We start from the raw sequence: 21572 nt of genomic DNA on the forward strand, positions 1-21572 counted from the left end.
GAACAAACTCCTCATTTGGCGTCTTTACTAACCGTATTAAGCAGGAATTTACCGATCAAGTCCTCCAGCACCAGCGACGACTGTGTGTCGTGAATGGTCGAACCATTCTTGAGCAAGGCTTCTTCCCCGCCCACGCTGATACCGATGTACTTTTCGCCCAGCAGACCCGCCGTGAGAATAGAGGCAGTGGAGTCAGTCGGTAGATTATCTACGCGCTTTTCCAGTTGCATCGTCACGCGGCCGGTGAAGCTGTCGCGGTCCAGATCGATAGCCGTGACCTTGCCGATGGTCACCCCGGCCATGGTCACTTTAGATCTGACAGTCAAACCGGCGATATTGTCGAAGTAGGCGTAAAGTTTATAGGTATCGGCAGCAGGGCTAGCCGAAAGGCCGCTGACTCGCAGGGCGAGCAGCAGTAAAGCCAGGATGCCAGCCAGCAAGAAAAGGCCGACACCGATCTCCACAGTGCGGTTTTGCATCAGAAATCTCCAAACATCAAAGCAGTCAAAATGAAGTCAAGGCCCAGTACCGCCAGCGAGGCGTACACAACAGTCTTGGTGGTGGCGCGACTGATCCCTTCTGAAGTGGGCTCACAGTCGTAGCCTTGGAATACGGCGATCCAGGTCACAACAAAGGCGAAGACGATGCTCTTGATTAGCCCATTGAGCACGTCACCGCTGAAGGTCACGCTGTTTTGCATGTTGGCCCAGTAGGAGCCCTCATAGACTCCCAGCCAGTCCACCGCCACCCACGAACCGCCCCAGATGCCGACCACGCTGAAAATCATTGCCAGCAGAGGTAGGGAAATGAAGCCAGCCCACAGGCGCGGGGCAACAATGTATTTGAGGGGGTCCACGCCGATCATTTCCAGGCTGGACAGCTGCTCGGTGGCTTTCATGTTGCCGATTTCTGCGGTCAGCGCAGAACCGGCGCGACCGGCAAACAGCAGCGCAGTGACCACCGGCCCCAGCTCACGCAACAATGTCAGGGCAACCATCTGCCCCACCGCCTGTTCGGAACCGTAGCTGGAAAGAATGCTGAAGCCTTGCAATGCCAGCACCATGCCGATGAACATGCCGGAGACCACAATGATCACCAGGGACATCACGCCCACGGAGTGCAGTTGCTTGATCAACAGGCCAAAGCTGCCGCCGATACCGCCGCGACCGAGCAAGGAGTGAAACAGAAAAATCGTCGAACGGCCGAGTACTTCGACAATGTCGATGCCGGAACGGCCGAAAAGGCGAACCTTTTCGGTTAAAGATGTCTTGCGCATCAGCGCTTCCCCAGAAGATCTGAGCGGTAGTCCGCTGCCGGAAAATGAAAAGCCACCGGGCCATCGGGATCGCCGGTCATGAATTGGCGAATACGCGGGTTGTCAGCGTTCATCAGCTCTTCAGGCGTGCCCTGCCCCAGCACCTGGCCATCGCCTACTACATAAAGATAGTCGGCAATACTCGCGGTTTCGGCCAGATCGTGGGACACAACGATGCTGGTGATACCCAGGGCATCGTTAAGCAAGCGGATCAGGCGTACCAGCACACCCATGGCAATCGGGTCCTGGCCGACGAATGGTTCGTCGTACATGAGAATCTGCGGGTCCAGCGCAATGGCGCGAGCCAGGGCGACCCGACGCTTCATACCGCCGGAGAGCTCGTCGGGCATTAGGTCGATAGCACCGCGCAGCCCAACGGCCTGCAGTTTCAGCAACACAATGTCACGAATCATTTCATCGGACAGCTGGGTATGCACCCGCAGCGGGAACGCGACGTTTTCGAATACATCCAGGTCGGTGAATAACGCGCCGCTCTGAAACAACACGCCCATGTGCTTGCGGGCATCGAACAGATCGCTGCGCGACAACGTCGGCAGGTTCTGGCCATTGACCCAGACCTCGCCTGCGCTGGGTCGTAATTGCATACCCATCAGGCGCAGCAAGGTGGTCTTGCCGCAACCGGAAGGCCCCATGATGCCCGTGACTTTGCCGCGGGGAATGCGAATATCTACGTTATTGAAGATGCTGCGCGTACCGCGCTTGAAGGAAAGGCCCTTCAGCTCGACCGCGTAAGCGTTATCGGCACTCATCTAAACTCCTTGGAATGCAGCCTCTCACTCAGACGCCATGTTTGGGACAACTGCTTGCGACAGATAGACACATGGGCTGTGCGGACCGAACTGGCGGCGAACTATATCACTGCTGACACAGAGCGCCCAAGGCCGGAACAGAGCTTGTTCAGAAACAGGACAGCTAAAAAAACGTATTTGAGAGCGGCCACACATCCCGGCCGGAACAAAGCCTAACGAACTTGCGTGAGGGAATTGCGCATTCCCGCTATAATCGCCGACTTTTCGTCAGGCTATACGATTTCAGACATGAGCCAATCCAGCGACCTTATTCAATCCGCACAACGCACCATCCGTCTCGAACTGGAAGCCGTAGAAGGCTTGCTGACCCATATCGACGCAGATTTCGTACGCGCCTGCGAGATGATTCTGGCCAGCAAAGGCCGCGTTGTCGTGGTTGGCATGGGCAAGTCAGGCCACGTCGGCAACAAGATCGCCGCGACCCTGGCGAGTACCGGGACCACCTCATTTTTCGTGCACCCGGCCGAAGCCAGCCATGGCGACATGGGCATGATCACCCGGGACGACATCATCCTGGCCCTGTCCAATTCCGGCACCACCAACGAAATCGTCACCTTGCTGCCGCTGATCAAGCGCCTGGGTATCAAGCTGATCAGCGTTACCGGCAACCCGGATTCGACGCTGGCCAAGGCTGCCGAGGTAAACCTGAACGTACACGTCACCCACGAAGCCTGCCCGCTGAACCTGGCGCCGACGTCGTCCACCACCGCCGCCCTGGTCATGGGTGATGCACTGGCCGTGGCACTGTTGGAAGCGCGCGGCTTTACCGCCGAAGACTTCGCATTTTCCCATCCAGGTGGTGCGCTGGGCCGTCGCCTGCTGCTGAAAGTGGAAAACGTCATGCACGCCGGCGACGAGTTGCCAAATGTGCCGCGCGGTACCTTGCTCAAGGACGCGCTGATGGAAATGACCCGCAAGGGCCTGGGCATGACCGTCATCCTGGAAGTCGATGGACGCCTGGCCGGGATTTTCACCGACGGCGACCTGCGCCGCACCCTGGACCGCACCATTGATATCCACACCGCGACCATCGACGAGGTAATGACTCCTCATGGCAAGACCGCCCGCGCCGAAATGCTCGCAGCCGAAGCCCTGAAGATCATGGAAGACCACAAGATTGGCGCCCTGGTGGTGGTCGATGGCGACGATCACCCGGTTGGCGCCTTGAACATGCATGATTTGCTGCGCGCAGGAGTGATGTAAATGAGCACCGACCTTTTGCAACGGGGCAAAGCCATCAAGCTGGCAATTTTCGACGTCGACGGCGTGCTGACCGATGGCCGCCTTTATTTCCTCGAAGACGGCAGCGAATTCAAGACGTTCAACACCCTCGACGGCCAGGGCATCAAGATGCTGATGGCAGCAGGCGTGCAAACAGCCATTATTAGTGGTCGCAAGACGCCCGTTGTGGAACGCCGCGCACAAAACCTGGGTATTCCTCACCTCTATCAAGGCCGTGAGGATAAACTGGTGGTCTTGGACGAACTTCTTGGCCAACTCAACCTAAGCTATGAGCAGGTTGCCTACTTGGGCGACGACTTGCCTGACCTGCCGGTGATTCGTCGGGTCGGCCTGGGCATGGCGGTGGCCAATGCCGCAGCATTTGTTCGCGAGCATGCCCATGGCGTCACCCAGGCCCGCGGTGGCGAAGGCGCCGCACGCGAGTTCTGCGAGTTGATCCTGCGCGCCCAGGGCAGCCTTGAAGCGGCCCACGCCGCCTACCTATAGAGCTATCTATGCTGAGCAAAAAGATTCGAAATCTCCTGGTATTCGCAGCCATCACCGCGCTGTTCCTGGCGGTCGGCTACTGGAATATCAGCCCGGAGCGCTTCCTCGACCAGCCTGCAGCGCAGGTCGACGAGGGCGCTATCGACTATTACGCCATCAACGCCCACAGCGTGCAGTTCCTGCCCGATGGCAAGGTGCAGTACGAGATGACCTCGGACAAGGTCGAACACCTGAAGGCCACCGAGGTCACATTGTTGACCAACCCGGACCTGAACCTGTATCGCGGCACCGAATTCCCCTGGCACGTCACCAGCAAGCGCGGCGAAGTCAATCCTGACGGTACCGAAGTCGAACTGATCGACTCGGTGCGCGTAGCTCGCACCGACGCCAAGGACCGCGAGACCATTATTACCAGCAGTCGCATGACCGTATTCCCTCAGAAGCAATATGCGCAGACCGAGCAAGACGTTAGAATCGACGGCGCTGGCGGTGTATCGACTGGCAAGGGAATGAAAGCGTATTTGAAAGAAAGCAGGATACACCTGCTATCGAACGTAAGAGGACAGTATGAGGCTCGTTAAAACCCTCCCTATTTTGCTCGGTCTGGGCGCAGCACTGGGAAGCGTGAGCGCCTGGGCTCTGCCGAACGATAGCGAACAGCCAATCCACATTCAGGCTGACGACGCTCAGTTGGATGACAAGCAAGGTGTCGCAACCTACAAGGGTGATGTGATCATCACTCAAGGCTCGATGAAAATCACCGGCAACACCGTGACGCTGACCCGCAACCCTGCTGGTGAGATAGACGTAGTGACTTCGGTGGGCAACCTGGCCTATTTCGAGCAACAACAGAAAGCTACGGACCCGGCCCCCATCAAGGGCTACGGCGTGACGATCCAATATCACGCCCAACAAAATCGCATCGTATTGATCGACCGCGCCAAGGTTCTGAGCAGCGACGGCAACTCTACCGAAGGCGAGAAAATCATCTACGACACCAAGACCCAGATCGCTCAAGCTGGTCGCGCCAATGGCAGCAAGGTCACTACGCCACGTCCACGCATCGACATGGTTATCCAGCCGAAGAAGAAGGCCGAGTAATGGCAACCCTGAAAGCCCAGCATCTGGCCAAGGCCTATAAAGGCCGTCAGGTCGTGCGCGATGTCAGCCTATCGATCGACAGCGGCCAGATCGTCGGCCTGCTTGGCCCCAACGGTGCCGGCAAGACCACCTGTTTCTACATGATTGTCGGGCTGGTCCAGGCGGATCAGGGTCGCGTACTGATCGACGACCTGGACGTCAGCCACCAGCCCATGCACGGCCGTGCCCAGGCTGGTATCGGCTATCTCCCCCAGGAGGCGTCGATCTTCCGCAAACTGTCGGTAGCCGACAACATCATGGCGATCCTCGAAACCCGCAAGGAACTCGACCGCGCCGCACGCAAGAAAGAGCTGGAAAGCCTGCTGCAGGAATTCCACATCAACCACATTCGCGACAACCTTGGCATGAGCCTGTCCGGTGGCGAACGTCGTCGTGTGGAAATCGCCCGCGCCCTGGCCACTGCGCCGAAGTTCATCCTGCTGGACGAACCCTTCGCCGGTGTCGACCCGATCTCGGTCGGCGACATCAAGCAGATCATCCACCACCTCAAGGCCAAAGGGATCGGTGTATTGATCACCGACCACAACGTGCGCGAAACCCTCGATATCTGCGAAACCGCCTATATCGTCAACGACGGGCAACTGATTGCCGAAGGTGACTCCGCAACTATCCTGGCCAACGAACTGGTCAAGGAAGTTTACCTGGGCCACGAATTCCGCCTGTAAGTACTGTGATACCTGGCCATTCGCCAAGGAGCGCGAGCGTCAATAAAAATCTCAATATTTTTATTGTTACCGCGCTCTAGGCAAAGCCCCCGATATCAGGCATATAATTTGCTTATGTTTGGCGCTCACGCGCCCTGTCGTGGATGGCGCATTGCGCCGGCGAATAAGGTGTTAAGCCCCTGCCATGAAACCATCGCTAGTTCTGAGAATGGGCCAGCAGCTGACGATGACACCGCAGCTGCAACAGGCCATCCGCCTGCTCCAATTGTCAACCCTGGACCTGCAACAGGAAATCCAGGAGGCCCTGGAGTCCAATCCGATGCTCGAACGCCAGGAAGAAGGCGACGACTTCGATAATGCCGACCTGCCGACCGACAACACCGAGCAAAAACCCAACGCCGATGTCCAGGAGCCGTCCTACCAGGAAACCGCCCCTACGGTGGATAACCTTGAGGAAGGCGAGTGGAATGAGCGCATTCCCAATGAACTTCCGGTGGACACCGCTTGGGAAGACGTCTACCAGACCAGCACCAGCAGCCTGCCCAGCAATGACGATGACGAGTGGGACTTCACCACCCGCACCTCCGTCGGCGAGAGCCTGCAGAGCCACTTGCTGTGGCAACTGAACTTGGCGCCGATGTCCGACACCGATCGACTGATCGCCGTGACCCTGATCGACTGCATCAACAATCAGGGCTACCTGGACGAGACACTTGAGGAAATCCTTGAGGCCTTCGACCCGGAACTGGATATCGAACTGGACGAAATCGAAGCCGTCCTGCACCGTATCCAGCAGTTCGAACCGGCCGGTATCGGCGCCCGCACCCTCAGCGAATGCCTGCTGCTGCAACTGCGTCAGTTGCCCACCAAGACGCCGTGGCTGACCGAGGCACAACGCCTGGTCACCGACTACATAGACCTGCTGGGCAGCCGCGACTACAGCCAGCTGATGCGGCGCATGAAGCTCAAGGAAGATGACCTGCGCCAGATCATCGAGCTGGTGCAAAGCCTCAACCCTCGCCCTGGCTCGCAAATCGAGTCCGGCGAAGCCGAATACGTCGTTCCCGATGTGATCGTGCGCAAGGACAACGAGCGCTGGCTGGTGGAGCTGAACCAGGAATCGGTGCCACGCCTGCGGGTCAACCCGCAATACGCAGGTTTTGTCCGTCGGGCCGACACCAGCGCCGATAACACCTTCATGCGCAACCAGTTACAGGAAGCCCGCTGGTTCATCAAGAGCCTGCAAAGCCGTAATGAAACCCTGATGAAAGTCGCCACCCAGATCGTCGAGCACCAGCGCGGCTTCCTGGAATATGGCGATGAAGCGATGAAACCGCTGGTCCTGCATGACATTGCCGAGGCAGTAGGCATGCATGAATCGACGATTTCCCGGGTGACCACGCAGAAGTTTATGCATACCCCACGGGGTATTTATGAGCTGAAATACTTTTTCTCCAGTCATGTAAGTACTTCCGAAGGCGGCGAATGCTCGTCCACGGCGATCCGCGCGATCATCAAAAAACTGGTTGCCGCGGAAAATCAGAAAAAGCCGTTGAGTGACAGCAAGATCGCTGGTTTACTGGAGGCACAAGGCATTCAGGTAGCCCGTCGAACCGTCGCCAAGTACCGCGAGTCCCTTGGGATCGCGCCTTCCAGCGAGCGTAAGCGTTTGATGTGACGGGCTAGCCACAGCGTTCCAGTGGCAGGCATTTCTGCCTGCCGCTTTATGCACTGGCAACGAAGGAGAAGCTGTATGCAAGTCAACATCAGTGGACACCAACTGGAAGTTACCGACCCCCTGCGCACCTACATCGGCGAAAAACTCGACCGATTGGAACGGCATTTCGACAAGATAACCAACGTGCAAGTCACGATGACCGTCGAGAAGCTGCTGCAGAAAATCGAAGCCACCCTGCATATCCCCGGCGGGGAAGTCGTCGCCAATGCCGAGCATTCAGACATGTATGCCGCCATTGACCTGCTGACTGACAAGCTGGATCGCCAACTCAAAAAGCATAAGGAAAAGACCCAGAGCCTCCTCCAGGGCGCAACCGGTCGTTAACACTCCCAACCCATGATCCGACTCGAAAATATCCTGACCCCCGGCCGTTCCCTCATGAACGTGCCGGGCGGCAGTAAAAAGCGCGCCCTCGAACAAATTGCCAATCTGATCGGCCGCGAAGTGCCTAATCTGAAGACGCAAGATGTCTTTGAGGCGCTGATTGCCCGTGAAAAACTGGGTTCGACCGGTTTTGGTAACGGCATCGCCATCCCCCATTGCCGCCTTAAAGGTTGCGAGTCTCCAGTCAGCGCCTTGCTGCACCTGGACGCTCCTATCGATTTCGACGCCATCGACGGTGCCCCGGTAGACCTGCTGTTCGTTCTGCTGGTCCCGGAAGCGGCCACCGATGCGCACCTGGAACTGCTCCGGCAGATCGCCAGCATGCTCGACCGCAAAGAAGTACGCGAAAAACTGCGTAGCGCCTCCAGTAATGAAGCGTTGTATCAGGTCGTCCTGGAAGAGCAGAACGGGCAGTAATCATGCGTTTGATCATCGTCAGCGGCCGCTCCGGCTCAGGTAAAAGTACTGCCCTCAATGTGCTTGAGGACAATGGCTTCTATTGCATCGACAACCTGCCGGCCGGTTTGCTGCCTGAACTGGCTGAGCGCGCGTTGATCCACACCGAACTGGCACAGCCGCTGGTCGCTGTATCCATCGACGCCCGCAACCTGCCCAGCCACCTAACGCGATTCCCGGAATTGCTTGAGGAGGTGCGCGGCAAACACATTCATTGCGACGTGTTGTACCTGGATGCAGACGAAGAAACCCTACTCAAGCGTTTTTCAGAAACTCGTCGTCGTCACCCTCTGAGCAGCGCCAACCGCTCGCTGGCAGAAGCCATCGAAGACGAAACCAAGCTGCTGGGGCCGATCATTGACCTGGCCGACCTGAAGATCAACACCACCAGCCTGAACCTGTATCAACTGCGCGATACCATCAAGTTGCGCCTGTTGAACCAGCCAGAACCTGGCACGGCGTTCCTAGTGGAGTCTTTTGGCTTCAAGCGGGGCATGCCAGTGGACGCCGACCTGGTGTTCGACGTGCGCTGCCTGCCCAACCCGTACTGGAAGCCGGAACTACGTGATCAGTCGGGACTCGACCAACCCGTAGCCGAGTATCTGGCGGCGCAACCGGATGTCGAGGATATGTTCCAGGACATTTCCAGCTACCTGCTCAAATGGCTGCCGCGCTTTGCCGCCAGCAACCGAGCCTATGTCACCATCGCCATTGGCTGCACCGGCGGGCACCACCGCTCTGTGTACCTGACCGAGCGCCTCGGCCAGGTTTTGCAGCAAACCCTCAAGAACGTCCAGGTTCGCCACCGCGACCTTAGCTGAAAGGAACACCCCCGCGATGCCCGCTCTGGAAATTGAAATCATCAACAAACTGGGCTTACACGCCCGGGCCTCGGCCAAGTTCGTCGGCGTCGCGGGGCAGTTTCCCTGCCAGATCAGGGTCGGGCGTACCCCGGAATCCACGGTCGACGGCAAAAGCATCATGGCGATGATGATGCTGGCTGCGGGCAAAGGCACCATGATTCATCTGAAGACGCAAGGCGAGCAGGAGCAAGAAGCTCTGGATGCGCTGGTGAAGTTGATCAATAACTACTTTGACGAGGGCGAGTAAGCCCCACTGACGAGGGGGCAAGCTCCCTCGCCACAGATCCTCACTTCACCCCAACGCTGTATCCATCACCATCATCAAACAAAACCCAATACACAGCCCCAAACTGGCGAGCTTGTCATGGCCATTGCGCCGCGATTCGGGAATCACTTCGTGAGTCACCACCAATAGCATCGCCCCCGCGGCCAGCGCCAAGCCCAACGGCAATAGCACCTCAGCCAGGCTCACCAGCCAAGCGCAGAGCACCGCGAATACCGGCTCTACCAACCCGGATGCCGCACCAATCAGGAACGCCTTGACCCGCGACATCCCTGCCCCGGCCAGCACCAGTGCAATCACCAGCCCTTCCGGTACGTCCTGCAGGGCGATGCCCATGGCCAGGCTGTCGGCGTCTGGCATGCCGCCACCTGCCGAAACCCCCACCGCCATGCCTTCGGGAATGTTATGGGCGATGATGGCGAATACGAACAGCCAGATACGCGGCGCGATTACCGGTTTTTCCGGCGTGCCCACCAGCGTTTCCGCGCTGGTACCGGAAACCTTGCGATCCACCAGAAACAGCCCGAAAGCGCCCAGCATGATGCCAAAGCTGATCAGACCACTGGCGGCCCAAGGTGTCAGCCCGAGGTTTTCGGCAGCAGCGATGCCGGGCACGATCAGCGAGAACGCCGTCGCGGCCAACATCACGCCGGCGCCGAAACCCAGCAACGTATCACTCACCGCCAGCGGCATCCGACGGATCACCAATACCGGCACCGCGCCCAGCGCCGTGCCCAGGGCACAGATGGCCCCGCCTTGCAGGGCGCGCAGGATACGCGGTTCCAGATCCAGCCAGGCCAGCCCTTGAGCCACCAGCAATGCAATTCCCGCCAACAGCAACAGCGAGCCAAACGCATAACGGAACATTCGCACGCTGCTGATCGCCAGTGTTTCAGTGCCCATAGTCGGCCTTAGATCTAGATCCTGTTATGAAAAGAGCGTTAAGCAAGCGCAGCCTGGTAACGCTCAGAAACTTCCGGCCAGTTGATAACACTATAGAAGGCGTTGATATATTCGGGACGGCGGTTTTGGTACAGCAAGTAGTAAGCGTGCTCCCAAACGTCCAGGCCGAGGATCGGCGTATTGCCATTCATCAGCGGGCTGTCCTGGTTGCCGCTGCTTTCCACTACCAGGGTCTTTTGCGGAGTCACGCTCAACCAGGCCCAGCCACTGCCGAAACGGGTCAACGCAGCCTTGGTAAACGCCTCCTTGAAACTGTCAAAACCACCCAACTGCTCATCGATGGCCTTGCCCAGCGCGCCGCCTGGCTTACCGCCGCCCTTGGGCGACATCACCGCCCAGAACAGCGAGTGGTTAGCATGTCCCCCGCCCTGATTGATCACGGCAGCACGCAACTTTTCCGGCAATTGCTGGACGCTGGAGACCAGTTTTTCCACTGGCCAGCCCGCCCACTCAGTGCCCTCAACTGCGGCATTGAGATTATTGATGTAGGTCTGGTGGTGTTTGGTGTAGTGAATCTCCATGGTTTGCGCATCGATATGCGGTTCCAGGGCATCGTAGGCGTAAGGCAAGGCAGGCAAGGTGTAGGACATATCAATGTGCTCCATAAAAAGGGCTGTTGCGGGTCGACGCATCCGGTTGCGCCGTATTGCTGCCCAGCAAACGATGGGTACGTGGGTACTCGCCGTGATCGCTGATGAAATTCAACAGTTCGACGTAGGTTTTGCTGCTCTGACGTAGCGCCGCTTCCCGCAACTGCGGGGTCAGGCGAGTGTCCTGCATGGCCTGCAACAGGCGCTGATGGATCGCGCAGAGGTACTCCGCGCTCTCCTCCGGCTGGTTCAGGCGCAGGTGCAGATCCGCCAGGTTGTGATGGGAAATGACACAAGCCGCCACCGCTTCGTCGGCATCGCCCCAGCGCTCGAACAACACTTGGGCCAAGGCCAGGGCTTGCAGGTAATGCTCGCGAGCATCCACCAGTTCGCCTTGCATAAAGCAGTGATTAGCCCTTTCGATCGTGCGTTTCCAGTGCTCCATGGAGAGCCTCCAAAGCAGAGTCGGTAATTACACGCCGCCGGCCGTGAGCTTTTCCGGATCCAAGAGGATTTCCAGTTGGCTGCGAGGCAAATCGGTGTGTTCGAGCGCCACGTCAATCACCGGCCGGCCTTGTTGATAGGCCTTCTTGGCAATTTCAGCGGCTTTTTGGTAACCAATGATCGGGTTGAGTGCCGTGACCAGAATCGGGTTGCGCGACAGCGCTTCCTTGAGCTTGGCCTCGTTGACCTTGAAGCTGGCGATGGCCTTGTCCGCTAGCAGACGGCTGGCGTTGGCCAACAGCTCAAGGCTGCTGAGCAGGTTCTGGGCGATGATCGGCAACATCACGTTCAGTTCGAAATTGCCGGACTGGCCGGCGACCGTAATAACCATGTCGTTACCGATCACTTGGGCGGCAACCATTGCCGTGGCCTCAGGGATCACCGGGTTGACCTTGCCCGGCATAATCGAGGAGCCTGGCTGCAGGCCTTCCAGCTCGATTTCGCCGAGGCCGGCCAAGGGGCCGGAGTTCATCCAGCGCAGGTCGTTGGCGATCTTCATCAGCGACACGGCGGTGGTTTTCAGTTGTCCGGAGACGGCGACGGCGGTGTCTTGGGAGCCAATCAAGGCAAACAAGTTCTTGCCGGGAGTGAACTGAACTTCAGTCAAACGGCTAAGTTGCTGGCTGAAGCGTGCAGCAAACTCAGGGTGCGCGTTGATTCCGGTGCCCACTGCGGTGCCGCCTTGGGCCAGTGCCTGCAAACTCGGCAGCAAATCCTGCAAGTGGCCGACATTCGCCTTGAGCTGCTGCGCCCAACCATTGAGCACCTGGCTCATGCGCACCGGCATGGCGTCCATCAGGTGGGTACGGCCGGTCTTGACGAAGGGATGGACCTCCTGGGCCTTGTGCTCGATCACTTGCACCAGGTGCAGCAGCGCCGGCAGCGTTTGTTCATGCAACACCAGGGCTGCGCTGACGTGAATGGTAGTGGGGATGATGTCGTTGCTGCTTTGCCCACAGTTGACGTGATCATTGGGATTGACCGGCTCGCCGAGCAGGCGGCTGGCAAGGGTCGCGATCACTTCGTTGGCATTCATATTGGAGCTGGTGCCGGAGCCGGTCTGAAAAATATCCACCGGGAAGTGCTGCATGAAGTCACCCTCGAGCAAGCCAAGGGCAGCATCGACGATGGCCTTGCCTTGGGATTCGCTTATCTGCTTGAGATCAACGTTGGCCCTGGCGGCAGCGGCCTTGGCCAGGATGAGCGCGCGAATAAACTGCGCAGGCATGCGTTGGTGGCTGATAGGGAAGTTGTTTACCGCACGCTGGGTTTGCGCGCCATACAACGCCTCGGCCGGGACTTGCAGTTCGCCCATGCTGTCACGTTCGATACGGGTGTTACTCATCGGAAGATCCTTGCACCAAGTCGGAGTGAGAAATAGACGGCAGCAACTCGCAGGTCGCCAATTGCCAGGCAAAGGTCTGCCAGCGCTTGAGGCGGCAGGCACAGTGAGAAAGGTTTTCCAGGTCACGCAGCGGGCGCCAGGCCTGATCCAGGCACATGGATCGCCAGTGCCAGGGCAAGGCGATGTCGGCGGCGGTGTCCAGCAGCAGGCGCAATGAGGTTTCAGCAATGGTCCAGGGATGAGTCGCCGTACAACAGGCCAGGTATCGGCCTTCGTTCAGATAGTGTTCGATCAGGCGCGGCTCATCAGGATCGAGACCGCAACGAATCTGACGACTCATCCAGCGCCAGCTTTCCAGGTAGGGATCCTCATGCAGGACAGAAATCATGATCCACGCTCATTCGGTAATGATATTTATTATTAAATGATATCGAGAATCAAAACAAGCGCAGCGTCTAATCCTTCCGTATTGCAGGCACAAAAAAAGCGCGCCTCCCAATGGGGGCGCGCTTTTTTCAAGCGTCGCAGGCTTAGCTGCCGGCGACCGTCATCCGCTCGATCAACACCGAGCCCGTGCGAATGTTGCTGCGCAGTTCCAGATCATTTCCCACCGCGACAATCTGCTTGAACATGTCGCGCATATTGCCGGCAATGGTCACTTCCTGGACGGCGAATTGAATTTCGCCGTTTTCTACCCAGAAACCCGCCGCGCCACGGGAGTAATCGCCGGTGACCATATTCAAACCATGGCCCATCAATTCAGTGACCAACAGTCCACGTCCCATGCGCCGCAACAGCGCAGCCTGGTCTTCGTCGCCATGGGTCACAAACAGATTGTGAACTCCTCCGGAGTTGGCCGTGCTTGGCAGGCCAAGCTTGCGCCCGCCGTAAGTACCCAACACGTAGGAGACCAACTCACCTTTCTCGACGAATGGCTTGGCATAGGTGGCCAGGCCATCGCCATCGAACGCTGAACTGCCCATGGCGCCCATCAAATGAGGACGCTCATCCAGGGTCAACCATTCCGGGAACAGCTTCTGGCCAATCGCGCCTTCAAGAAACGACGACTTGCGATACAAGTTGCCACCGGAAATCGCCCCCAGAAAGCTGCCGAACAAACCGCCAGCCAATTCTGCGGAAAACAGCACCGGCACTTCGCAAGTCGGCACCGGACGTGCGCCCAGACGACTCGCGGCCCGCTGTGCTGCACGCTGGCCGATGCTTGCCGGATCAGCCAGCAACTCGCCCCGACGGTTCACGTCGTACCAGTAGTCGCGCTGCATCTGACCATCGGCTTCTGCGATCATCACGCAGCTAAGACTGTGGCGCGTGGACGCATAACCACCGATAAAACCATGACTATTGCCATACACACGGCAGCCTTGGTGGGTACTCAAGGTAGTACCGTCGGCGTTCTTGATCCGGCTGTCGGTATCAAACGCCGCCGCTTCGCAGGTCAACGCCTGCTCAATGGCCTGCTCCGGGGTGATGTCCCAGGCGTGAAACAGATCGAAATCTTTCAGGTCCCGAGCCATCAAGGCAGCATCGGCCAGGCCCGAGGCTTCGTCTTCCGAAGTGTGTTTGGCGATGGCCAGGGCAGCCGCAACGGTTTCGCGAATCGCCTCCGGGCCGCTGGCGGATGTACTGGCCGAGCCTTTGCGCTGGCCCACATACAAGGTGATGCCAAACCCTTGGTCGCGATTGAATTCAACGGTTTCCACTTCCCGCTGACGCACCGACGTCGACAGCCCCTGCTCCAGGGACACCGCCACTTCACAGGCACTGGCGCCCTGGCGCTTGGCCTCGGCAATGATCTGCTCGACTTGTTCCTGCAGTGCCGGTAATGCTTGTGGACCGACGCTTTGGGCTGCACTCATGGTTTTCTCCACTCAAATTCTGCTTTCGGTTAAGGCCTTCGAGCGACCGGGCCGGACAAGCGGCCCCCGACTGGTTATCATGGCGGCGTTTCTTTGCGGACTGCCACCATGGTTGATTCTTACGACGACTCCCTCGATGGGGAGAAAAGCAAAACCCAGGTCAAACGTGAGCTGCATGCTCTGGTTGGCCTCGGCGAGCGCCTTACAACACTCAAGCCTGACTTGCTGGCAAAACTGCCATTGACCGACGCTCTGCGCCGGGCTTTGACCGATGCGCCCAAGCACACCGCGAATATCGCGCGTAAACGGCACCTTATGTTCATCGGCAAACTGATGCGCGACCAGGACACTGACGCCATTCTGAGCTTGCTCGATCAACTGGATAACTCCACTCGCCAGTACAACGAACGCTTCCACAACCTGGAACGCTGGCGTGATCGCCTGATCGCAGGCGATGACGGTGTCCTGGAGAAGTTCGTCATCGAGTATCCCGATGCGGACCGTCAGCAACTGCGCTCCCTGATCCGTCAGGCCCAGCACGAATTGGCGCAAAGCAAGCCACCGGCTTCCGGCCGTAAAATCTTCAAGTACATCCGTGAGCTGGACGAGACTCAACGCGGCCTGCGCTGATCCTCTTCCCCGGGTGGCGGCCTTCGCCACCCGAAGCTCCCTTCTTACGACCCCGTGCCACCCACGGTGATCGCATCAATCTTCAGGGTTGGCTGGCCAACACCCACCGGCACCGACTGCCCATCCTTGCCGCACGTCCCTACCCCGCTGTCCAGCGCCAAGTCATTACCGACCATCGACACCTTGCTCATGGCTTCCGGACCGTTACCAATCAACGTTGCACCCTTGACCGGCACGGTGATCTTGCCGTTTTCGATCAAGTACGCCTCGCTGGTGGAGAACACAAACTTGCCGCTGGTGATGTCCACCTGACCGCCGCCGAGGTTAGCGCAGTAAATACCGCGCTTCACCGAGGCGATGATTTCCGCCGGGTCGCTTTCGCCAGCGAGCATGTAGGTATTGGTCATGCGCGGCATTGGCAAGTGCGCGTAGGACTCGCGACGGCCGTTGCCGGTGCGGGCCACGCCCATCAGGCGGGCATTGAGCTTGTCTTGCATATAGCCCTTGAGCACACCGTTTTCGATCAACGTGGTGCATTGGGTAGGCGTGCCTTCGTCGTCGATGCTCAGCGAACCGCGACGCCCGGCTAGTGTGCCGTCATCGACGATAGTGCAAAGCTTGGACGCAACCATCTCGCCCATACGCCCGCTGTAGGCCGAACTGCCCTTGCGGTTGAAGTCACCTTCCAGGCCGTGGCCCACCGCTTCGTGAAGCAACACTCCCGACCAGCCGGAACCCAGTACCACCGGCAAGGTGCCGGCGGGTGCCGGAATAGCTTCCAGATTGACCAGCGCCTGACGCAGCGCTTCACGGGCATAGCCCATGGCGCGGTCTTCAGTGAGAAAATAACGATAATCCGTACGCCCGCCGCCGCCATGTCCGCCGCGCTCGCGACGACCGTTCTGCTCGACGATCACACTGACGTTGAAACGCACCAGCGGCCGCACATCCGCCGCCAGGCTGCCGTCGGTGGAAGCCACCAGAATCCGTTCCCAGACACCGGCCATGCTCACGGTCACTTGCTGGATACGCGGGTCCAGGGCACGGGTCGCGGCATCTACACGCTTGAGCAACTCAACCTTTTCTGCGCGGCTGATCACTTCCAGCGGGTTATCCGGGCCATACAGTTGCGTCACGTCCTGGGTGCTGAATGCCTGAACGGTCCCGTTCTGGCCGGCGCGGGAGATCGAACGCGCGGCGCGGGCGGCAAGGCCGAGGGCTTCAAGGGTGATAGCGTTGCTGTAGGCAAACCCGGTTTTCTCGCCCGATTGCGCACGCACGCCCACACCTTGGTCGAGGCTGAAGCTGCCGTCCTTGACGATGCCATCTTCCAGGGCCCAGGACTCGGAGATCTGGCCCTGGAAATACAGGTCGGCGGCATCGATACCAGGACCTGCCAGGTCGCCCAGCACGGTTTGCAAGCTTTCGATGGTCACGCCACCGGGCGCCAGGAGGTGTTCACTGACTGAGGACAACAACTCGCTCATAGGTTTGGCCTTAAATTCATCGTTCTGAAGCAGGTCGCTGCGCGCCCTGCGAGAAAAAGCGCCGGTGGCCCGCCACCGGCATGCGCGCCCGTATCGACGCCTGTTCACTGCTATCGCGTTCGGCCAACAACACCGCTTCGCCTTGATTTTGTTGCGTCAGCACTCGCCCCCAAGGGTCGACAATTGCTGCGTGGCCAAAGGTTTCCCGTGGTCCTGGATGCACGCCGCCCTGCGCCGCCGCCAGCAGGTAGCACTGGGTTTCAATGGCTCGGGCGCGAATCAGCACATCCCAGTGTGCCGCACCGGTCACCGCAGTAAATGCCGACGGTGCAGTAATCAACTCAGCGCCCGCTGCACGCAATTCGCTGTACAGCTCCGGGAAACGCAAGTCATAGCAAACCGTCAATCCCAGGCGCCCCACTGGCGTATCCGCCACCACCACCTGGCCACCGTAAGCATAGTCATCGGATTCGCGATAACGTCCACGGGCATCCGCCACGTCAACATCGAACAGGTGCAGCTTGTCATAGCGGGCTATGATCTCGCCGTGATCATCGATCAGCAACGAGCAGGCATTGGACTTGGCGCCCGGCTGATCCAGCGGCGGCAACGGTAAAGTGCCAGCCACTATCCATAAGGTGAGGTCACGGGCGGCCTGTTTCAACCATGGCAGGATAGGACCTTCGCCCAAGGCTTCGGCGCGGCCGATATCGGCGACATCGCGACGGCCCATGGCGGCAAAGTTCTCCGGCAACACCGCGAGCCGTGCACCGCCAGCCGCCGCCTGCTCCAGCAGACGCCGGGCCTGGGCCAGGTTGACCAGTATGTCGCTCTGGCTGACCATTTGAATTACCGCAAGGGACATGGACCGACACTCCATAAAAAGCATGGGGCCATGCTACTCCACGGGTACTCAGTTTGGTTTTTCAAATGGCTTGTCGAAGCTGATTTTCGGGTCCTTCCAAGGGCCTTCGACCTTGTATTGCACACTGGCAAAACGTGAGACCCGATCACCAATCAGCTTGTCGATCAGGAACAGCGCGCCGCCAATGGCCGGCGCGCCGACGATCAATGCGGCAATCGGCAGGTTGTTGGTCACCGGCAAGGTCACCAGCAGCTTGGCAGCGACGCGATCCGACACCAGGTCCAGGGTGCCGTTGAGCTCCAGGTTGCTTGAAGGGCCGGTCAGGATGATCGGCTCACGGGTGACAAAAACACCGTCACTGGCGGCCAACAAACCTTTGACCCGGTCGTAGCTCAGGCCCTTGCCGAGCAAGTCCGAGAAGTCCAGGCGCAAACGCCGGCCAATCGAGTTGAAGTTCAACAGACCAAACACCCGCAGCGCCTGCGCGCCGCCCTCCACTTCAACGAACTGGCCTTTGCGAAAGCTCGCGTCCAGGCTGCCGGAGAAACGCTTGGGGCCGACCCAGGCGGGTGAGCCTGGCCAGCGGCCATCGACGTCCAGATGGAAATCCTCGCTGGTCACGGTCGGCGCAAAGCCCCAACCCTTGAGTACATCGGCAATGTTCTTGCCGTCCAGCCGGCCCTTGTACCAACTGCTGCTGGCGCCAGCCGCGCCTTCCCAACCACCGGCACCTTTGAGCTGCATGCCCTTGAGGCCAAGGTCCAGGCTGTTGAACGCCATGCCTTTGGCGGTCGGGCGAATCTTCAACGACCAGGCACCAATCAAATCCGGGCCCTGGAACAACTGATCGATGGCGATATCCAGCGCCGGGATGTTCTTGGGATCAACGTCCGCCAGCGGATCTGGTGCGTTTTCATCGGCCTGCACTGAGGGATCGACCGCAGGCAAGCGCACGTACTGCAGATTAATCGCAATCGGCGCACCCTTGGCATCCGGCAGACCCACGGTGCCTTTGGCTTGCTGGCTGTCGAACCGCATGGCCCAGGTGGCTGGGTTGCGGTCCAACTGCAAATTGACCTGATCGAACTGGGTGCCAAAACCGGTCAACTTGCCGATCTTGAAGTCTGCCCCGTTCAACAACTGCTTGGCGCTGCCGCCTGGATCATTGCCGGCGTAGCGGTCCACCAGTTTTTTCCAGGGGTCGATATCCAGCTCCGACAACACTCCCCGAATGCGCAACCCTTTGCCGCCGGGCAACAGCGCATCACCATCGCCAAGGAACAATTCGCCACGACCTTCGACAAACTTGTCGGCCGGCGCGGCAAAGGTAAAGTTCGCCAGCTCGCCATAATCAAACCAGTAACGACGCTCCGCCCCCTGCAAAGTCATGCGGAACGCACTGTCACGGCCCTGGCTGGCGGGCATGCCGAACGGGGCCGGCAATTCCACCGCCACCCCCTTGAGATTGGAGCTGACCATCAGTTGACTGTCAGCACCGTCCAGGTTGAGTTGCAGTTGATAAGGGATATCACCGGAAACCGGCAGCGGCTGACTGACCTTCAGCCAGTCGGCGAGCCTCTTCACCGTCACCTGTCCCTTGGCTGTTACCCGGGTGCTGATGTTCCCCGGCTTGCCATCGGCAAAAATTTGCGCAGTGATCGGCCGGTCGAAGGCTTGAGCAGTGATGTTCTGGCCGCTCAAACCCTTGGCGCTGTCAAAGCGGAAATCCCCCTTGAGCTGGCTCAGATCCAGGACTGGCTCGGCCAGCTGCAGGCGCGCCTTGTCAGTTTTGAAGTCCACTACGATTTTCGGCTCTGCACCCTTGGCCAGGGGAATATCCAGGTCCAGCTTGCCCTGCAGGTCACCGTCGCCTTTCCAGCCAGCAAAAGTCGAAGCCGTGCCGATTGGCGCTTCCTGGAGGATTTTCAGGCCATCGCCCAAGCCACCGGCAAACCCGCCGGTGAGCAGCAGATGACTGTCCTGGCCGCTGGGGGCATGGGGAATATTGACGTAGATATCCTTGACCTTGGTGTCGAGCAACTGGCCCTTGCTGGCCAGGATGCGAACACCGGTCTCCTCGACAAACACTTCACCAGCAACCTTGCCGACATGGGGCCAGCCCGGCTGGAACGCCAGTTCGGCGTCGTGCACCTTGAAGAACAAACTGATATTGCGCGAGGCGGCCAAGGCATCGTGGTCCAGCGAGCCTTGATACTGGAAGAAACCTTCGTCCACCGCGCCCTTGAGAATCGCCGTACGCAGCCATTCATCCAGGGCCGGACTCAACACAGCTGGCAAGTACTTGGGTGTGAAACGCCCGTCGCCATCGACCATGCCGACCCGCAGGTCCATATAGTCTTCCTGGCTGTGGTCGAAACGCAGGCGAATCAGGAAGTCGGCGGCAACCTTGCCTTCTTCCCCCAGCACCTTGATGTACGGCGCAATCAGGGTGAAGCCGTCTTTATCCAGCGTCCAGGTCAGGCGAGCGTTGGCCTGAATGTACTGCCAGGGCTTGGCAAAAATCGGAAACAGGTGCAGGGAAAAGTCCTTGCTGTCCATGCGTAACTCGCCCTTCCCCAAATCGCCGCTGATGCTACCGGTGACGTTGCGGGCAGCCGGCGCGCCGAAATAGGCATCGAAACCGACTCGATCAAGGTTGGCGGCAAAACTGACCTGCTGATCAGTGGTGTCCTGGGGTCGATAATCTGCCAGGACATTGCGCAGCATCCCGGTAGCCTTCAGGTGTTCGACCGCTGCGGCCACACCCTCCGGTAACGGTACCAGGGCATTGAGCAAAGGGGTAATAGGCGTAAGGTCCAGGCGATCTGCCTGCAGGTTCCAGACTTCCTGGGCGCTGCCAGAGGCCAATGTCTGCTGCAATTTCAGGCGGGTTTCCCAGCGGGTGTCCCCCAGGTTCATCGCCAGCGAATCGAAGACCACCTTGAGGCCACTGTCACTACGCTGCAGGTAAGCTGTGAGCGCAAGGTTCTCAATATGGGCGGGCTTGCGCTCGGCGTAACGACCCTTTAGTTGCGGAGCATTGAGGCGCGCGACTGCGCTTTGTATGGTGCCCTTGTTCCAGGTCAGCCAGAACTCGCCACCTGCCTTCAACTCACTGAGTTTCCATTGCTGGGTCAGTTTGGCCGGAATCCAGCGAGCCCAATCACTTTGCGGCAAACTCAAGTAAGCCTGGACTTCACCGTCCTTCCATTGGCTGGCCCGGATTCGGGTACGCAAACTTAGCGCCAGAGGCTGACCGTCCGGTAACGTCAAACGGGCTTCCAAGCGTTGTCGCGTAGCGCCAGTTTTCAGGCTCACACCAACGTAAGTCAGGGTCAACGGCGCCTGATCGAAGGGCTGCAAGGTCACCTGGCTGTCGAGCAGTGACACTTGCGCTACCACCTGCATACGTTTGAGCAGTTGCTCTGGTTCCAGAGGCTGACCGTCCTGCATCGGCAAGCCTTGCAGTGCCCAGTGGCCGTCCTTGTCCTCTTTCACGCTGACCTGCAGGCCGCTGACTTCCAGGTTGGCGATGCGCACTTCCCGCGCCAACAGGCTGGCCCAGAGGTCGGGTACCACTTGCACCTGATCCAGGCGCAAGGCACTGCTGCCTTCGCCAACCATCACGTCATGGGCGAACAATACCGGCGCAAAGCCGCTCCAGCGCCCTTCCAGGCTGCCGATGCTCAAGGGCATATCAACGGCGGCACGGGCCTTGGCTTCGATTTCGCCACGGTATTCGGCCACCAGGGGCGTCAATTCACGGCCCAGGCTGACGTAGACCGCCGCCAGTACCAGCAGCAAGGCACACAGGCCGAGGCCCCAGCGGGTCAATGCGGCAAAAAAGCGTATCAGACGCTCCATGTCAGGCGACCCTCAAGACAATAG

23 protein-coding genes are annotated in these 21572 nt (G+C 59.1%); 11 read left to right on the forward strand and 12 right to left on the reverse strand.

Going from position 1 to position 21572, the window contains the following annotated elements:
• Positions 1–11: 11 nt before the first annotated feature.
• From mlaD to AAEZ06_RS01175, 3 genes are read right to left on the reverse strand one after another with little or no spacing between them, the layout of a single operon-like run.
• On the reverse strand, positions 12–479 hold the full coding sequence (gene mlaD / locus AAEZ06_RS01165) for an outer membrane lipid asymmetry maintenance protein MlaD (protein WP_133099866.1): 468 nt from the start codon (positions 477–479) through the stop codon (positions 12–14).
• Positions 479–1276, reverse strand: a complete 798-nt coding sequence (mlaE, locus tag AAEZ06_RS01170) for a lipid asymmetry maintenance ABC transporter permease subunit MlaE (RefSeq protein WP_149410893.1) — start codon at positions 1274–1276, stop codon at positions 479–481. The genes mlaD and mlaE overlap by 1 nt, the downstream gene beginning before the upstream one ends.
• Entirely contained in the window at positions 1276–2085 is an 810-nt protein-coding gene (locus AAEZ06_RS01175) for an ATP-binding cassette domain-containing protein (protein ID WP_149410892.1), read from the reverse strand. Before AAEZ06_RS01175 ends, mlaE begins: the two co-directional genes overlap by 1 nt.
• Before the next feature lie 288 nt (positions 2086–2373).
• On the opposite strand from AAEZ06_RS01175, the gene AAEZ06_RS01180 reads away from it, so the two are divergent.
• The 10 genes from AAEZ06_RS01180 to AAEZ06_RS01225 all read left to right on the forward strand — a co-directional run bounded on the left by AAEZ06_RS01180 (position 2374) and on the right by AAEZ06_RS01225 (position 9387).
• Positions 2374–3348, forward strand: a complete 975-nt coding sequence (locus AAEZ06_RS01180; protein WP_149410891.1) for a KpsF/GutQ family sugar-phosphate isomerase — start codon at positions 2374–2376, stop codon at positions 3346–3348.
• On the forward strand, positions 3349–3873 hold the full coding sequence (locus AAEZ06_RS01185; protein ID WP_149410890.1) for a KdsC family phosphatase: 525 nt from the start codon (positions 3349–3351) through the stop codon (positions 3871–3873).
• 8 nt (positions 3874–3881) lie between these two features.
• Positions 3882–4454 (forward strand): LPS export ABC transporter periplasmic protein LptC, encoded by a 573-nt coding sequence (gene lptC / locus AAEZ06_RS01190; protein ID WP_149410889.1) that lies wholly within the window; start codon positions 3882–3884, stop codon positions 4452–4454.
• The gene (lptA, locus tag AAEZ06_RS01195; protein WP_133099872.1) at positions 4441–4974 is read left to right on the forward strand and encodes a lipopolysaccharide transport periplasmic protein LptA; all 534 of its coding nucleotides are present in this window, start codon (positions 4441–4443) and stop codon (positions 4972–4974) included. Before lptC ends, lptA begins: the two co-directional genes overlap by 14 nt.
• Complete coding sequence (gene lptB / locus AAEZ06_RS01200) at positions 4974–5699, forward strand: LPS export ABC transporter ATP-binding protein (RefSeq protein ID WP_149410888.1); 726 nt, start codon at positions 4974–4976, stop codon at positions 5697–5699. The genes lptA and lptB overlap by 1 nt, the downstream gene beginning before the upstream one ends.
• Positions 5700–5883: 184 nt before the next feature.
• Positions 5884–7377 (forward strand): RNA polymerase factor sigma-54, encoded by a 1494-nt coding sequence (locus tag AAEZ06_RS01205; RefSeq protein WP_149410887.1) that lies wholly within the window; start codon positions 5884–5886, stop codon positions 7375–7377.
• A gap of 75 nt (positions 7378–7452) precedes the next feature.
• Complete coding sequence (hpf, locus tag AAEZ06_RS01210) at positions 7453–7761, forward strand: ribosome hibernation-promoting factor, HPF/YfiA family (protein ID WP_133099875.1); 309 nt, start codon at positions 7453–7455, stop codon at positions 7759–7761.
• Between the two features lie 12 nt (positions 7762–7773).
• Complete coding sequence (ptsN, locus tag AAEZ06_RS01215) at positions 7774–8238, forward strand: PTS IIA-like nitrogen regulatory protein PtsN (protein ID WP_149410886.1); 465 nt, start codon at positions 7774–7776, stop codon at positions 8236–8238.
• A 2-nt stretch (positions 8239–8240) separates the two neighbouring features.
• The gene (gene rapZ, locus AAEZ06_RS01220) at positions 8241–9098 is read left to right on the forward strand and encodes an RNase adapter RapZ (protein WP_149410885.1); all 858 of its coding nucleotides are present in this window, start codon (positions 8241–8243) and stop codon (positions 9096–9098) included.
• Positions 9099–9114: 16 nt separating this feature from the next.
• Complete coding sequence (locus AAEZ06_RS01225) at positions 9115–9387, forward strand: HPr family phosphocarrier protein (RefSeq protein ID WP_133099878.1); 273 nt, start codon at positions 9115–9117, stop codon at positions 9385–9387.
• Positions 9388–9432: 45 nt separating this feature from the next.
• Here the strand turns inward: AAEZ06_RS01225 and AAEZ06_RS01230 are convergent, their stop codons facing one another.
• The 6 genes from AAEZ06_RS01230 to pmbA form a co-directional block, all read right to left on the reverse strand.
• Positions 9433–10326 carry a ZIP family metal transporter gene (locus tag AAEZ06_RS01230; RefSeq protein ID WP_149410884.1) on the reverse strand — a complete coding sequence of 298 codons (894 nt, stop codon included), beginning with the start codon at positions 10324–10326 and terminating at the stop codon, positions 9433–9435.
• A gap of 38 nt (positions 10327–10364) precedes the next feature.
• Positions 10365–10976 (reverse strand): superoxide dismutase, encoded by a 612-nt coding sequence (locus tag AAEZ06_RS01235; protein WP_149410883.1) that lies wholly within the window; start codon positions 10974–10976, stop codon positions 10365–10367.
• A 1-nt stretch (position 10977) separates the two neighbouring features.
• The gene (locus tag AAEZ06_RS01240) at positions 10978–11421 is read right to left on the reverse strand and encodes a DUF2753 family protein (RefSeq protein WP_149410882.1); all 444 of its coding nucleotides are present in this window, start codon (positions 11419–11421) and stop codon (positions 10978–10980) included.
• Between the two features lie 27 nt (positions 11422–11448).
• The gene (locus tag AAEZ06_RS01245) at positions 11449–12825 is read right to left on the reverse strand and encodes a class II fumarate hydratase (protein WP_350612518.1); all 1377 of its coding nucleotides are present in this window, start codon (positions 12823–12825) and stop codon (positions 11449–11451) included.
• A complete protein-coding gene (locus AAEZ06_RS01250) occupies positions 12818–13213 on the reverse strand; it encodes a FagA protein (RefSeq protein WP_350612520.1) in 396 nt (131 codons plus the stop codon). Before AAEZ06_RS01250 ends, AAEZ06_RS01245 begins: the two co-directional genes overlap by 8 nt.
• Positions 13214–13355: 142 nt before the next feature.
• Positions 13356–14702: a metalloprotease PmbA gene (gene pmbA / locus AAEZ06_RS01255; protein ID WP_149410879.1), complete on the reverse strand. Its 1347-nt coding sequence runs from the start codon at positions 14700–14702 to the stop codon at positions 13356–13358.
• Between the two features lie 108 nt (positions 14703–14810).
• On the opposite strand from pmbA, the gene yjgA reads away from it, so the two are divergent.
• Positions 14811–15332: a ribosome biogenesis factor YjgA gene (yjgA, locus tag AAEZ06_RS01260; RefSeq protein ID WP_149410878.1), complete on the forward strand. Its 522-nt coding sequence runs from the start codon at positions 14811–14813 to the stop codon at positions 15330–15332.
• 44 nt (positions 15333–15376) lie between these two features.
• Here yjgA and tldD read toward each other — a convergent pair whose 3' ends face one another.
• The 3 genes from tldD to AAEZ06_RS01275 are packed head-to-tail and all read right to left on the reverse strand — an operon-like array spanning position 15377 to position 21548.
• Positions 15377–16819 (reverse strand): metalloprotease TldD, encoded by a 1443-nt coding sequence (gene tldD / locus AAEZ06_RS01265; RefSeq protein ID WP_350612522.1) that lies wholly within the window; start codon positions 16817–16819, stop codon positions 15377–15379.
• A 16-nt stretch (positions 16820–16835) separates the two neighbouring features.
• A complete protein-coding gene (locus tag AAEZ06_RS01270; protein WP_350612524.1) occupies positions 16836–17684 on the reverse strand; it encodes a carbon-nitrogen hydrolase family protein in 849 nt (282 codons plus the stop codon).
• 48 nt (positions 17685–17732) lie between these two features.
• Positions 17733–21548, reverse strand: a complete 3816-nt coding sequence (locus AAEZ06_RS01275; RefSeq protein ID WP_149410875.1) for a YhdP family protein — start codon at positions 21546–21548, stop codon at positions 17733–17735.
• Positions 21549–21572 lie beyond the last annotated feature (24 nt).

This window comes from Pseudomonas sp. HY7a-MNA-CIBAN-0227 (genome assembly GCF_040310325.1).
Classification (GTDB): domain Bacteria; phylum Pseudomonadota; class Gammaproteobacteria; order Pseudomonadales; family Pseudomonadaceae; genus Aquipseudomonas.